General features: G+C 52.7%; 14 protein-coding genes and 1 pseudogene. 12 read left to right on the forward strand and 3 right to left on the reverse strand.

Annotation, left to right across the window (positions count from 1 at the left end):
* The first annotated feature begins 53 nt into the window (after positions 1-53).
* On the forward strand, positions 54-2,069 hold the full coding sequence (locus tag Q8902_14400; protein MDP4200749.1) for a T9SS type A sorting domain-containing protein: 2,016 nt from the start codon (positions 54-56) through the stop codon (positions 2,067-2,069).
* Positions 2,070-2,404: 335 nt separating this feature from the next.
* On the opposite strand, the gene Q8902_14405 is transcribed toward Q8902_14400, so the two are convergent.
* Entirely contained in the window at positions 2,405-3,997 is a 1,593-nt protein-coding gene (locus tag Q8902_14405; GenBank protein ID MDP4200750.1) for a hypothetical protein, read from the reverse strand.
* A 137-nt stretch (positions 3,998-4,134) separates the two neighbouring features.
* Here Q8902_14405 and Q8902_14410 point away from each other — a divergent pair, with 137 nt between their 5' ends.
* Both Q8902_14410 and Q8902_14415 read left to right on the forward strand, forming a co-directional pair.
* Positions 4,135-4,500 carry a hypothetical protein gene (locus Q8902_14410; GenBank protein MDP4200751.1) on the forward strand — a complete coding sequence of 122 codons (366 nt, stop codon included), beginning with the start codon at positions 4,135-4,137 and terminating at the stop codon, positions 4,498-4,500.
* A 149-nt stretch (positions 4,501-4,649) separates the two neighbouring features.
* Positions 4,650-4,973, forward strand: coding sequence for a hypothetical protein (locus Q8902_14415; GenBank protein ID MDP4200752.1), 324 nt, complete (start codon positions 4,650-4,652; stop codon positions 4,971-4,973).
* Positions 4,974-5,031: 58 nt separating this feature from the next.
* Here the strand turns inward: Q8902_14415 and Q8902_14420 are convergent, their stop codons facing one another.
* Positions 5,032-5,484 (reverse strand): LuxR C-terminal-related transcriptional regulator, encoded by a 453-nt coding sequence (locus tag Q8902_14420; protein MDP4200753.1) that lies wholly within the window; start codon positions 5,482-5,484, stop codon positions 5,032-5,034.
* A gap of 303 nt (positions 5,485-5,787) precedes the next feature.
* Here Q8902_14420 and gyrA point away from each other — a divergent pair, with 303 nt between their 5' ends.
* From gyrA to Q8902_14465, 9 genes and pseudogenes are all read left to right on the forward strand, one after another.
* Positions 5,788-8,310 (forward strand): DNA gyrase subunit A, encoded by a 2,523-nt coding sequence (gene gyrA / locus Q8902_14425; protein ID MDP4200754.1) that lies wholly within the window; start codon positions 5,788-5,790, stop codon positions 8,308-8,310.
* A 113-nt stretch (positions 8,311-8,423) separates the two neighbouring features.
* A complete protein-coding gene (locus Q8902_14430; protein MDP4200755.1) occupies positions 8,424-8,576 on the forward strand; it encodes a hypothetical protein in 153 nt (50 codons plus the stop codon).
* 26 nt (positions 8,577-8,602) lie between these two features.
* A complete protein-coding gene (locus Q8902_14435; protein ID MDP4200756.1) occupies positions 8,603-8,782 on the forward strand; it encodes a hypothetical protein in 180 nt (59 codons plus the stop codon).
* Positions 8,783-9,185: 403 nt separating this feature from the next.
* Positions 9,186-9,761, forward strand: a pseudogene (locus Q8902_14440) (outer membrane lipoprotein-sorting protein).
* 56 nt (positions 9,762-9,817) lie between these two features.
* Entirely contained in the window at positions 9,818-10,975 is a 1,158-nt protein-coding gene (locus Q8902_14445) for an FtsX-like permease family protein (GenBank protein MDP4200757.1), read from the forward strand.
* Complete coding sequence (locus Q8902_14450) at positions 10,972-12,186, forward strand: FtsX-like permease family protein (protein ID MDP4200758.1); 1,215 nt, start codon at positions 10,972-10,974, stop codon at positions 12,184-12,186. Before Q8902_14445 ends, Q8902_14450 begins: the two co-directional genes overlap by 4 nt.
* A gap of 4 nt (positions 12,187-12,190) precedes the next feature.
* Positions 12,191-12,877: an ABC transporter ATP-binding protein gene (locus Q8902_14455; protein ID MDP4200759.1), complete on the forward strand. Its 687-nt coding sequence runs from the start codon at positions 12,191-12,193 to the stop codon at positions 12,875-12,877.
* Positions 12,798-14,060: a hypothetical protein gene (locus tag Q8902_14460; protein MDP4200760.1), complete on the forward strand. Its 1,263-nt coding sequence runs from the start codon at positions 12,798-12,800 to the stop codon at positions 14,058-14,060. The genes Q8902_14455 and Q8902_14460 overlap by 80 nt, the downstream gene beginning before the upstream one ends.
* 91 nt (positions 14,061-14,151) lie before the next feature.
* Positions 14,152-14,460: a DUF2442 domain-containing protein gene (locus Q8902_14465; protein ID MDP4200761.1), complete on the forward strand. Its 309-nt coding sequence runs from the start codon at positions 14,152-14,154 to the stop codon at positions 14,458-14,460.
* A 13-nt stretch (positions 14,461-14,473) separates the two neighbouring features.
* Here the strand turns inward: Q8902_14465 and Q8902_14470 are convergent, their stop codons facing one another.
* Positions 14,474-14,689, reverse strand: coding sequence for a heavy-metal-associated domain-containing protein (locus tag Q8902_14470; GenBank protein MDP4200762.1), 216 nt, complete (start codon positions 14,687-14,689; stop codon positions 14,474-14,476).
* Positions 14,690-14,696: the final 7 nt, after the last annotated feature.

Raw genomic sequence — 14,696 nt, forward strand, 5'->3', positions numbered from 1 at the left:
TTGACTTTGCCTCGAAATTGTTGTATTTTGTGACAACTAATTCTTTAGGTCCAATGAGTAAGCTCTATATTCTGTTAGCTGCGGTATTAGTTATCACGTCTCAAACATCTCGATCCGTTGCTCAGATGGTCGACCGATGGGACTTGTGCGAAGACACAACCACCATGCAGTTCGAGACCTTCGGACCGATCTTCTCAGCGGCTTCCCCATCTGATATTGCACAGATCGGACTTCCAATTTGGCGCGCGAGTTCTGGTCGCGTTCTCCGCCATTCATCCGATAGCGGGCGCACCTGGCAAGAGATCTTTACCAAGCAAGAGGGGTGGGACCGATGGATTTCCGTGGTGCACCCGAGCGCTTCCAACTACATTATCTATGGCGATACGGAGGATTACTACGGCCAAGACCGCAACGGCAACTATTTGAATCGGTATCGAGCGTATTTCTTGCTTTCCTCGGACGTGGGGGCAACCTGGACGCAGATGTATTTGGATACAAACACCATCTTGCGGTCTGTTACGATGCTTACACCAACCTATGGTGCGGCTATTGTGATTCACGTGAGTAATGTGCATGATTCGCTTCCGGGGTTGCTCGCCGATGATATGATTGTTACGACCGACGGCTGGAAGTCATGGACCACGCACCCGTTTCCGAGCGGTGTCCGAGGAAGCCAACAACTATTCTGTTTCCGGCCGGGCGTGTTCGGGGTATCGACTTGGCTCAATAGCAACGGGGACTCGATGCGGTACCTGAAGACGCTTGATGGCGGCCTCACCTGGCAAACACATGGCTCGATGCCGGTCGTGGCGGATATCTACTTCCTCAATGAAAATCTCGCATGGGGCGCTGGGACTGACTGGCACGTCAAACCCCAAAATCCCCTACTCATCCAGACAACGGATGGAGGCGCCACATGGATTACGAGATTGGATCGAGACGTCTCAGTCCTGCATTGGGGCGAAGGGCTCAACCAAGTGGCATTCGGCGATAGTTTGCATGGGATTGCATGCGGTTCCAGGATTCTCGAAACAACGGATGGAGGTGTTACATGGAGTTCTAATCAACCACCATTCGATGCATTCTCTCGACAGAATGGCGGCATGAACATTCAGGGGCTCATTATGCCTGCTGCCAATTTTGCCTTGGCAGTGTCAGGCTCGCCGGGGATTCGCTTCATTGGTCAGCAGCGACTTGCGTTGCCAAATCTTCACGAGCATGATCCGGGGCCAATGGCGATCGCGCCGACTACTGTGGCATGGGTACCTGTGACCGGCGCAGTCCGCTACGAACTACAACTCGCGATCAATCCGCCGTGGGCCGGATCGGCGCAGAAAGTGTTTGACTATGTTTCGCTTGACACTGTCATTGCAGATACACTATGTTCATTCACGCCGATTCCCGCTGAGACGTATTATGCTCGCGTCCGAGCGATCGGACAACAGAGCTTGGATACCAGCGATTGGCGATGGAGTGGCGAGTGGTATCAACTACTCTCGATGTTCAACACTGTCTCGAAGGCAGGGATGCAACTGCCACCCAGAGTTCTCGAACCAGCGCTTGGGGCAACTGTCGACGGACATGTCCATTTGGTCTGGTCCTCGGTACCAAACGCAGTTTCGTATGCCGTCCGGCTGGCGAAGGCGGATTTCACCCCACCGCGTTATAGTACGGTCATGGATACGACATTGGATGTCTCGGATCTGACCCCCAATTCTACCTATTACATTCAGGTGGAAGCGAACATGGCAAACGATGCAACTGACTGGTCGTATAACGGCTATTATTTCCTGACCGAACCTTCGGCGAATGTTCCATTTGTCTCAACTCGCGATCAGTTGTTTGTTTATCCAAATCCAGCTAGCGATGAGGTCCATATCTCGCTCGGTGAGGATCCTGCTGCTCTCCGAGTCCGGATCATCGATTTGCTCGGACATGTTCTCCACGCGCCAATCACAGCGGAAACGGGCGGCTTCGCGATCGACGTGCACGCACTTCCATTCGGTGTATATGAGGTCGTTGTTTCCGGCAAAGACACTCGGACCTTCCGCTTTGTGGTGGAGCACTAAATTTTGACGGGTCGGCGAGTACAACTCGCCGGTACACAAAACGTAGGGACGTGCCGCGCGCCCGTCCCTACGATTATTTGCAGAATTCATCGAAAATATGCGATGCCGGAGGTATCGAACAACGTTATATTAGGTGGAAGGGGTTCTCTTCGTCAATTACGAATGACGAATTACGAATGACGAAATTGGGCTCAATTTCGACTTATTTGCAATGGGAAAACAGATGCCTATCCAAGAGACACTGCAGCCGGTTAATGAATAACATCCCAAAACACAATATAAAATTATATAGCGTGTCTGATGGAATAGCGAATCAGAATCGCGAGAAAGACTGCTCAGTACTTTTCCAGGAATTGGGTGAGGCTATCCGTCTTGCTGAGTCCGAATTTCTTGCGGATGCGATAGCGATGATTCTCGATATTGCGGATCGAGAGCGAAAGCAGCTTCGCAATGTCTTCGGAGCCCAGGTCCAATCGGATAAACGGGCAGATCTTTCGCTCCATCGGCGTAAGGTCCGGGTGAGCTCTCGCGAGGTTCAGACCAAAATCCGGATGCACAGACTTGAACTCGGCATTGAACGCTTCCCAATCCGCTTGCAACTCGGGCATGGCTTTGAGCCGTTCGCGGACCTGCATCACCAGGGGATCGCTGGCCGATGATCGGCGCATCATGGCGCGCAAATCGTCCTGAAACTGGGCAAGTGCCTCACGCTGCTTGATGAGATGCCGCGTCTTCTCCATGAGTTCGCGCTCCTTGCGCTCGAGCTCGATCCGTAGCAACTCAGCTTGCCTCGCCCCCTGCTCGGCCTTGACTTGCTCCGCTTCGTAATCGTGACGCAGCTCGTGGAATTCCAAACGGCTCTTGAGCAACTCCTTATCGCTTTCGGAAACAAGCGCGTTGTATTGCTCGAGATACTCGTATGCTTTCTTGTATTGATTCAGCTCCTTATGAACTTCGTGCAGCGTGTGGAGGGCTATCTTTTGAACGTGGACATATTCCGACTTCCGCGCCTCTTCCATTCCGAGACGCGCATGTTTTAGTGCAAGTTGATTCTGGTGAGTCTTGAGATAAAGCTCAGCGAGTATCAAGAGGGTATTAGCCCTTACATTGCCTCCTCTCGGGTAGGTTGCAAGCGAGAGTGCTTTCTTGTATTGCTGTTCAGCCTCTTTCCATCGCTCATTCCCTGCCTCGACCTTTCCTAATAATGTATGGACAGCACACCACATTGGGAGGTTTTCTGGCGGCAATGACTGCATGACATCGGATAGGAGCTCGATGACCCGATCATACTCCTGTAGTTCGATAGCAACTGTTGAAAGATGAACTTTAGCCCGATTGATCTCGGCTTCGCTATTCAGCGTGAGCGCCGCCTGAAGGCAACTGTCGGCATAATTCTTTGCTTTCGAAAGGTTGCCCGCAGTAAGAAACAATTCACGGAGTTTTGCAAGAACATTTACTTGAAGACGCAGATACCCTCCCTGAAGCGCGAGCTGCAGCGATCTTCCGAAATAATCCGCCGTTTCTTCGTAGACCCCATAGACGGATGAGACAATCCCGAGCGTATAATAGCTTACTGCAATCCGATTCCTGTGGTCCGTCTCAAGGGCAAGCTTTAGTGCGTTTTCTTCAATGGCAGCGGCGATCCTGTGTTTGCCCTGTCGAAGGAGACCAAGGGCTTCCCCGTGCAGAGCATCCGCTAGTAAACGCTTATCCCCGGTTGTGATGGCAATTTGTTTCGCCTCCTCAAAGTATGTTGCTGATTCTTTATTGAGATCAAACAGCGCCGCACCGAGAAGGAAAGCTGACCGCGCTCGGTCAGTCGACCCAGGGAGAGATACTTCATAAAGTCGTTCGATATCGGCCTTCAACTGGCCAACCGCAACAGACGTATAGTACATCTGTTCAACTTCATTGAGAGAATGCGCCATACGGGGGTTTTGGGAGTGGTGAGTACCTGATTTAGCAGAAGCGAGATGTTTCTTTCTTATCTTTGTAGGTATTCTCGCTGCCGTTAATCACCTGATGAACGGCAATTTGTTCCACACTTTTTATCAGCTTACAATTCATGAGTCAAGGAAGAATTGTTTATTTAGGTTATCTCAGTTCTTACGTGAATCCGTATCGGATCGAAGTGGATTACGTTGATGGAGCTGGAACTCCGAACAGCTATTCAAGCTCCGCCTTCTCGCAAGCACCAGGAGTAATCTTTGCAATAGATGGGCTTTCGACCATAACAGCCGTTCGCGTGTTCGACGCTGTCACTAACATCGTTCAAGGTCAGTGCAATTCTTTCAGTGCTACGTGTGGTAGCTGCTGGCCTAATGCACCGATGGTTGGCGCAGGCACACTTAAGATCGTCTGGGATCCCTCTGTGAACATTGTTGTAATCACTGATGAAGCTTTTCTTGTACCACCGCCTGAAGCTCGCTGATCCGGAAGCAGAATGTGAGAACAGGTTTTTCAAATTTCTTGTCAACGTCCAGGTCGTCTGGACTTCACTAACTCAAAATAAGCTAACATGAAGAATCTACGTCGCTTTAAGCTAAGCTGGGGGGGGTAATTCTCGCCCTCGGTTGCATCTTGTTCTTTTCCACCACTAATCGCGCGAGACCGCTCGATGATAATGAGGTGGATATTAATAACTTCAGTTCGCACAACATCGACAATACGATTGTGCTCGGCGGTGGTGACTCGACAACCGTTACAGCTACAAACACTAGCGCCACAACGGTTGACATCGGAACATCTTCCTTTTCAGGTCTATTAGTACTGGGCAGCTATGTGCTCGCCGGCCAAACCGATACACTTGTTCCGCCGTGGGGTGGTCATCTTATTGTCACTGTAAAATCACATTGCTCCGGGCAGGCTACTGTCGTTGTCATGGGCGACGATGCATTACTCTAAGCTCTGAGCGTATTTATCGATCGTCGGCCATCCCCAAAGAGATGGCCGACGATTACTTCTACACCCATGGCTCGTTAGCCAGGTCGATCGTTTGGAACAGGACGCCAGGGAGGAGCCACCGGCCGGATGAGCGTCCATCCTGGGCGCTGGACCGGTGGCTCGCCGGGATCATCCGTTGACCTTGGATGCCCGATGTGTGTCCTGGCTTGGGCGATAGAGCATGAGCCGATCGCGGTTGAGGTGAGATTACGCGCTCGCTTCCGGGACCCCTACCATTGGTCCCCGGTTGGGACGATGTATTCGGGCTGAGTTTCTTCCCAATCCTATAGCGACTATTCTCAATCGTCCTGAGGGAACAGCCACAGAGCTCCGCAATTTCGCGGTCGCCAAGACCGCAGGCGACAAAAGTCATGATTCGCAACTCCACTTCGCTGAGCATAGGATACTCGCCCCGGAGTTCATTCAGACATTGGGTTTGCATAGGCGTCAGGTTCAGTTTTAGAATTTTCATGTAAGCATCGGGTCGCGCGGACAATCCATCACCGTGATTGATTGTCCACTGAGAACGATACAAAAATGCATGGTTTGCCAGCTCATCCGTTACTCTATCACTACTCTATTTTTGTGTCCATGCGAAAGCCTCCTTCGTTTTCTACGGCGCATATAAATAGGCTTGGAAGGACTCAAAATCCACAAAAAAGCGTTGAAGCGCCGACCCCGTTTTAGATACCCGTATCAAGTACCGAGTCAAGAGCAACGAATAGATTCTCGCTGCTTTCCACTCGTTACTCATTACTCGTTACTGGCTTAGAGCATGGCAACTATTACCGAAAAGATACTTCCGAGGCAGCTTGAGGATGAGATGCGAGACTCGTACATCGATTATTCGATGTCGGTCATCGTCTCGCGCGCACTACCAGACGTGCGCGATGGACTCAAGCCGGTACATCGGCGGGTACTCTATGGCATGAACGAACTGGGCCTGGCTCCGAACCGGCCCTATAAGAAAAGTGCGCGCGTCGTTGGTGAGGTGCTTGGTAAGTACCACCCGCACGGTGATACTGCGGTCTATGATACGATCGTCCGCATGGCGCAGGATTTTTCAATGCGCTACCCGCTCGTGCAGGGGCAAGGTAATTTCGGCTCCGTCGATGGCGATTCGCCTGCCGCCATGCGTTATACCGAAGCGCGCATGACACCTCTGGCGATCGAAATGCTGCGCGATCTCGAAAAAGAGACGGTGGATTTCGGTCCGAACTTCGACGAGACGCTGCAGCAGCCTCTCGTCATGCCGGCCGGCATTCCGAATTTGCTCGTCAATGGCTCGACCGGCATTGCGGTCGGCATGGCGACGAACATTCCGCCTCACAATCTGACAGAAGTCATCAACGCTTGCCTGGCCTACATCAAGAACCACGCGATCACCAGTGTGGAGCTGATGAAGATCATCTCTGCGCCTGACTTCCCCACCGGCGGAATTATCTATGGCTACGATGGCGTCCGCGATGCGTACACGACGGGTCGTGGCCGTGTCATCGTGCGCGCCCGCGCCACGATTGAAACGCAAAAGAACGACCGCGAGCACATCGTCGTGACCGAGCTTCCCTATCAGGTCAACAAAGCAAACCTGATTGAGAAGATGGCCGAATTCGTGCGCGATAAGAAGCTTGAAGGTATCTCCGACATTCGTGATGAGTCCGACAAAGATGGACTGCGGGTGGTGATCGAACTCAAGCGGGATGCCGTCGCCAAAGTTGTGCTAAATAATCTCTACAAGCACACGCAGATGCAGACGACGTTCGGCGTCATCATGCTCTCGCTGGTCAAGGGCGTGCCGCGCGTGCTGGAATTGCGTTCGATGATCAAGTATTACATCGAGCATCGCAACGATGTAGTTCTGCGGCGCACGAAATATGACCTGAGCGAAGCCGAGAAACGCGCGCATATCCTTGAAGGCTATATTATCGCGCTTGACAATATCGACGCGGTAATCCAAACGATTAAGAAATCGAAGGATGTCGATACCGCGCAAAAGCGGCTCATGGCACAGTTCAAATTATCCGAGATCCAATCCAAGGCGATCCTCGAAATGCGCTTGCAGCGTCTGACGGGACTCGAGCGAGATAAGATTCAAGCCGAGTACCGCGACTTGATCCAGCTCATCGAGAAGCTCAAGGCGATCATTGCATCACCGGAGTTACAGATGAAGATCATTGGCGATGAACTCGCCGAGATCAAGAAGAAATACGGCGACGAACGTCGCACCGAGATCGTCTACGATACCAAAGACTTCACGATCGAGGACATGATCGCGGAGGAAGATGTGGTCGTCACAATCTCCCATCAGGGCTTTATCAAGCGATTCCCGGTCTCCGGTTACCGGCGCCAGGGACGCGGTGGAAAGGGCATCACCGGAGCCGCCACGCGCGAGGACGACTTCCTCGAGCACATGTTTATCGCCTCGACACATCACTATATCATGTTCTTCACGGACCGCGGCCGGTGCTATTGGCTAAAGGTCCACGAAGTGCCGGAGGCTGGCCGTACATCGAAGGGCCGCTCGATCGCGAACCTGCTCGAGAAGCCACCGGAGGAGCGCATTACAGCCTTCATCAATGTCAAACAGTTCGATGAAGCGCACTTTGTCACGATGGTGACCGAGCATGGCACGATTAAGAAGACGGTGCTCTCGGCGTTTGGCAATATCCGACGCGCGGGTGTCCAAGCGATTACATTGGACACGAAGGACTCACTCAAGGATGTGCGTCTGACGAACGGCCAGCAGGAAATCATCATCGGCACGCACGAAGGTATGGCTTGCCGCTTCAACGAAAAAGATGTCCGCGACATGGGCCGCACCGCCGCAGGTGTGCGTGGCGTCCGGCTCGACGAAGGCGATCATGTCATCGGAATGATCTCGCCAAGCCGCTCGGGAACGACCGTACTCGTGGTGAGTGAAGAAGGTTACGGCAAGCGGAGCGAAGTCAGTGACTATCGTCTCACACGCCGCGGCGGCAAGGGCGTCATCACGATGAAGGCGACGGAGAAGACCGGCAAACTCGTGGCCATCAAGGAAGTCGTGGACAACGACGACCTGATTTGCGTCACGAAGGACGGCCTTGTCATCCGACAGCATGTTGCCGAGATTCGCGTTATGGGTCGCAACACGCAGGGTGTGCGCGTCGTCCGCCTCAATGAAGGCGATCGTCTCGCGGCCGTAGCGAATGTCCCGGCGGATGAGGATAAGGAAATCGACGAAGCGCTGCCCGAAATCACCAAAGGCAAGACGCCTCCCCTACCACCAGAGCCAGAGCAAGGGAGCATCTTCGAAGGATAACATCCTGATTTATCGAAGCAAGAATATCCCCTTCATCGAAAGGGATTTTCTATTTCATCCCAACGGGATGACAAAAGCTATTCGGTAAGATTCCCAGCCGCCGCCCTGTGACCATGCACTACGATCGTCTGCAATCGCTGTTTGTCGCCGGTCTTGACTATCACTTCGTAGGTGCCAGCAGGCAAATCATTGGTATCCAGCGACGCTCGTCCTCCGACAAGGTCACAACGCGCATCGACTCTCCTGCCAGCCTCATCGAAGATTGAGACACAAGTGTGCTTAGAAGAATCCGATGCATCAAGCAACGACTGCCGTGCCCTTGCCGCGGAATCAAGCCGAAAGCGATGATGTCGTGGTTTTGCGGTCTGGGAGCGTGAAGCATGCGGTCCCAATGCGCACAATGCAAGAATTGCTACAAGCAGAAATGATCGGACACGCAAAGCCCGATGTGACGAATGAGTTGTTGACATAGTGTTTCCGGTGACTGACGACCTGCAAACATACTCAAAACTTCTGGCCATTCCAAATATATTCTTAGCGCGTCCGAGCGCTTTCGCAGGGGATCCAAGAGGCACCATACGTTCGCCGGTGTATGTTTTAGGAGTGTATCTCACCTACAACTAACGGGAATGACGGGTACAGCAAGGTTCTCCACCCGGAACACACGCTCAAAGCTTGAGCGCGACGAAGCGCGTGTTTCCATCATACGTTCAAGCTGCGAAGCACTGATCTTTCTTTTTGCCTTCTCTTCGCTTGCGTTTGGGCAAGACGCGACTGAGATCGTTCGTCGAGCGGACCTTCGGATGCGAGGAGCATCCTCGGAAGCGACGATGACAATCCAGATCGTCCGTCCTGCATACAGCCGCGAAATGTCAATGAGGACCTGGTCGAAAGGCAATGATTTCGCGCTGATCCTCATCACAGCCCCCGCGAAAGAGAAAGGAACGGTATTCCTCAAGCGCAAGAAAGAAGTCTGGAATTGGCTGCCGAGCATCGAGCGGACAATCAAGCTTCCACCTTCAATGATGAGCCAATCCTGGATGGGGACTGACTTCACGAACGACGACCTTGTGCGCGAAGCGAGCATCGTGGAAGACTACGACCAACGACTGCTTGGAGAAGAATCCATCGGGTCCGAGGCATGCTACAAGATCGAACTCTTGCCAAAAAAATAAGCGGCGGTTGTGTGGGGCAAAGTATTTCTTTGGGTCGAGAAGACGAACGACTTAATGCTACGCGCAGAATATTATGATGAAGATGGCACACTCATCAATACGATGATCGGGTCGGACATAAAGATGCTCGGCGGCAGGCTCATCCCTGCCCGCATGGAGATGATCCCGGCCGATAAGAAGGGGAATAAGACGGTGCTGATATACAGTAGTCTCGTTTTCGATCGGCCCATTGACGATTCATTTTTTGGAACGCAGAATATGCAGAGGGTCCGATGATCGCCCGTTTGATCTGGCGGAACATTTGGCGGAATAAGCGCCGATCCCTCATTACGATGGCCTCGGTTCTCTTCGCTGTCGTGCTGGCCGTTACGATGAAGTCCTTGCAGGCGGGAGTATTCGGCCACTTGGTAAAGAATGTTGTCAGTTTTCACTCCGGATACCTCCAGGTACACAAGCGAGGCTATTGGGATGAACAAACGCTTGACAACGGCCTTTCGATGGACTCGCTCATTGCACAAAAGATCATCGCGCAGCCCGGCGTTTCGAGTGCACTGCCTCGTATCGAGAGTTTTGTTCTCGCTTCGAGTGGCACTATCACGCAGGGTGCACTCTGCGTAGGCACGGAAGCCGCTGGCGAGGACAAACTCACCCGTCTTCGAAGTAATGTCACAAGCGGGGTCTATCTCAGCGACTCGAGTCATTCCGCTCTCCTCTCCGAGGGTCTCGCACGGACACTCCAGCTAAAAGTCGGTGATACGCTCGTCCTGTTGGGACAGGGCTATCAAGGCGTGCAGGCTGCCGGGAAATTTCCCGTAGGCGGCATCGCCAAATTCGGCTCACCCGCTCTGAATGAATCGCTCGTCTTCCTGCCATTACGCCAGGCGCAAGAGTTCTTGACTGCCGAAGGAATCATTACTACGTTCGCGCTTGCCATCAACGAAACAAGGACTCCCGAGCAGATCCAATCCTCACTTCAGAATTCCCTCGGGCAGACATTCGAGGTCATGACCTGGAAGGAGATGATGCCCGATATTGCCACGCACATCAAAGCGGACGGGACATTCTACAATATCATGATCGGAATCCTGTATTTCGTCATCTCTTTTGGCATCTTCGGGACTGTGCTCATGATGATAAACGAGCGCACCTACGAACTCGGAATGCTGCTTGCCATTGGCATGAAGCGCCGTCTGATTGCACTGATGCTGCTGGGAGAGACAGTCTGCACGTCGATCCTGGGTGCAATCGCCGGAGTCCTCGTCAGTTTTCCGGTGGTCCTCTATCTTCAGATTCATCCGATCCGGTTCACGGGTGAGACTGCGCGGGCGTATTCCGAATTTGGATTCGAGCCCGTGATCCCTGCCCTCCTCGAGGTCAATATCTTTATTACGCAGGCACTCATTGTTCTCAGCCTTTCGCTCGTACTTGGAGTCTATCCTGTTCTGTGCGCACATCGGCTGAATGTCACAACTTCTCTTCGGCGCGGATGATGACGCTTACTATCGCATGGAGAAACGTGTGGCGCCGCAAAGGGCGCAGCATCGTGATCATCTGCTCTGTGATTGTCGGTCTCTGGGCCGGTCTGGCGGTGATGAGCTTCTATTTCGGCTTCGCCGAAGAGCGAGTCCGGAGCGCGATCGAGCTTGAAGTCTCCCACCTTCAAATCCATCACCCGGAGTTCAAGCGGGACCGTGACGTACGATACACAATTCCGGCAGGCGACTCCATCGTGGCCGTATTGCGGGTGAATACCCAGGTTCAACATGCCGCGGGCCGCCTCATCGCACGCGGCATGATTGCATCAGCTACCGGCAATTCTGGCGTCCAGATCAACGGTATTGCCGCCCTAGATGAAGATTCTCTTACGCAGCTCCGTTCGAAAGTTATTGTCGGAAGTTACTTTCCGGGCACAAAAGGAAATGAGATGCTGATCGGTAAGAAGCTCTCGCAAAAGCTGAAGGTCCGGCTCGGTTCAAAACTCGTAATCACAACACAGGACAAAGACCGGAATATCGCCTCAAGTGCGTTTCGTGTCGCGGGCATTTTCCAAACTAAGAATACTCCCTTTGATGAGACGAACGTGTTCGCGCGGCGCGCGGACGTTGCCGCCATGCTCGGCGATAGCCTTGCTGTCACTGAGATCGCGGTACTCCTGCATTCACAAGATTCGGTCGAATCGTTTGTCCGCACGTTGAAATCACAATATCCAACTCTGCTCGTCGAAAGCTGGCGTACCGTTGCGCCTGAAATGGGCTTGATTATCTCGGTCATCGACCAAATGATGTATATCATCATGGCTGTCGTTCTGCTTGCGCTCGCATTTGGGATTGTCAATACAATGCTCATGGCCGTGCTCGAACGCACGCGCGAAATCGGAATGCTGATCGCGCTCGGAATGAAGCGCAGGCAAGTATTTGCCATGATCGTCTGCGAGACATTCTTTCTGGTCCTGATCGGGACTCCATTCGGGATGCTGATAGCCTGGGCCAGCATCTCGTATTTCGGCTCGCATGGCATTGATATCAGCGCCTTTCAGGAGACTCTCAAGAGTTTTGGATACAGCGAGATCGTCTACACAAAGCTCGCTTTTCGGCACTATTGGCAAGTGCTCATTCTGGTTATACTCACTGCCCTGCTATCGGCACTGCTTCCGGCACGACGCGCGCTCCGGCTTCAGCCGGCCGAAGCGATTAGAAGATAAGAGCATGGAAACCGTCATTGATTCTCACAACATCACCAAAATATACGAAGACACCGCCGTGCCGGTGCATGCGGTAACGGACGTGCATCTGCATCTCGAACTCGGAGAGTTCACGGCCTTGGTCGGCCCATCCGGATCCGGCAAATCCACTCTGCTGAATCTTATCGGCGGTCTCGATCGCCCGACATCCGGATATGTCGAGATTGGCGGCGTGAATATCACGAAGCTCAAGGACAATGAACTCATCGCCTTCCGTCTTCACAATATCGGCTTTGTGTTCCAGGCGTACAACCTCATCCCGGTACTGACGGCGAGTGAGAATATCGAGTTTATCATGCTGCTGCAAGGCCGGCCAAAAGAAGAGCGCGAACACCGTGTCCACGAACTGCTTCGGCAGGTTGGCATCGAAGAGAAGCACGATATGCGACCGTCGGATCTCTCCGGTGGACAACAGCAACGCGTTGCAGTCGCACGCGCCCTCGCCTCCAAGCCACGGTTTGTGCTTGCGGACGAACCAACGGCCAACCTTGACTCCGTCGCTGCGACAAACTTGCTCGACATCATGGCAAAGCTCAATCGCGATGAGAACATGACGTTCATATTCTCCACGCATGATGCCCGCGTCATCGAGCGAGCGCGCCGAGTCATTACGCTTCAGGATGGACGGGTGGTTTCGGATGAACAACGATAATGCCGTGCGACGGATCCTTGTCTTCTTGCTAACATGCTTTCTGCTTCCCAGTTGTATCTGGAAGACGGCAAGCGCGCAGGAGAATGCCACGACTCGGCAACCGACGATCGAGTTGCATGGCTATGTCAAATCCCTGAGCGCAATACAATTCCAGAGCACTCTGGACTCCGCCATATCGAGTGCAATCATTCACAACCGCTTGACTTGCTCGCTGAATATCTCGAATGCACTTACTGGGCATCTCGAGGTTCGAAATAGAATATTCTATGGCGAGGATGTCAAACTAATGCCTGGATTCGGCAACGCGATTGCGGATGATCCTGGATATCTCAACCTATCTGTTTTATGGGTCGATGCGCGGGCAGTCGTAGTTAACTCTATTGCTGACCGAGCCTATGTCAAGTATGATGACGGCTCCTGGGACTTTCGACTTGGCCGGCAGCGGATCAACTGGGGAATCAACACGATATGGAATCCGAACGATCTCTTTAACGCCTATAACTTCCTCGATTTCGACTATGAGGAACGACCGGGTACTGATGCCATTCGGGCGCAATACTCGCTCGGCACGAACGCAAGTGCGGAAGCGGATTTCGCGCCGTCACGAATTGCCAACAATGCCGTGGCCGCGGCCTTGATTCGCTGGAATGTCTCCGGCTATGATCTACAAGTCCTTGCGGGAATGTACCGGACCGACTTCGTTGCAGGCTTCGGATGGGCTGGTAGTATTGCAGAAGCGGGCTTCAAGGGCGAACTGAGTTACTTTCATCCAAGAAGCCAGTCACTTGACAGCACGGACGCCTTTGAAGCTTCGCTAACACTCGATCACACGCTTGGGCAATACTATCTGGTACTCTCTGGCCTCTATAATAGTCTGGCTTCAAATGCGCCTGAGGATTTCTCACTCTTATCATCGAGAGCACTATCGCCGAAGAACCTCATGCCTTTTCGATATACAGTGTATGCGAGCGGTTTGCATAGCTTTTCTCCGCTCGTCTCCGCGAGTGTTGCCCTCATCTATTCTCCGAGGTTCAATAGTACAATCTTCTTCCCGATGCTTACCTATTCTCTGGCACAGGATGTTGACGCCGATCTGGTTGCCGAATCGTATTTCAACGATGCCTCGGGAGCATTCCGTACAAGTGGAAATGCGTTGTTTCTTCGTATCCGACTGAGTTTCTGAGAACGTCCGAAGTGGCGAAGCCATACACTCTGACCGCCAAAGACTCACTCCCTTCGCTTAAGACAAATCCGGGTCGTATTTTTGTAGAGCAATGACAGGGCATGAGCTACACTATATTACCGAGGCCATAGTAATCGGCGAGCACACTCTGCAGGTCGTATTTGAAGATGGCTTCTCACGGGAAATCAATCTCAGCCCGGTACTTGCCGGCAGGCTCCTTGGCCCATTAAACGACCCGGCGTTTTTCAAACGCGTAAGGCTCAACACGAAATATGGCAGCCTGGAGTGGCCGAATGGCGCGGACTTCGATCCCGAACTATTGTATCATTGGGATCGCTACTTCCCCGCGCTGAAAGAAGCCGCCGATCAATGGAACCATCGCGAACGAAATGGAGGATAGCTCTGCCGCTGGTTCACGCCGCAACTGGCTGAATTTCAAATCCAGCTTCTGTCACCGCTTTCACAATCTCCGCGGCAGAAAGCTGTTCTCCGGTGACGGTCAGCAATCTCGCTGGCGTCGAAGTATCGACCTTCCACTCCTTGACACTTGGTACTGAGTTAAGGTGCGGCGTCACACTGGCAATGCATCCAGCACAATTGATTGATGTCTTGAATTGAAGTGTTTCCATATTTTCT

It is taken from the genome of Bacteroidota bacterium (genome assembly GCA_030706745.1).
In the GTDB taxonomy this organism is placed as follows: Bacteria; Bacteroidota; Ignavibacteria; order Palsa-1295; family Palsa-1295; genus PALSA-1295.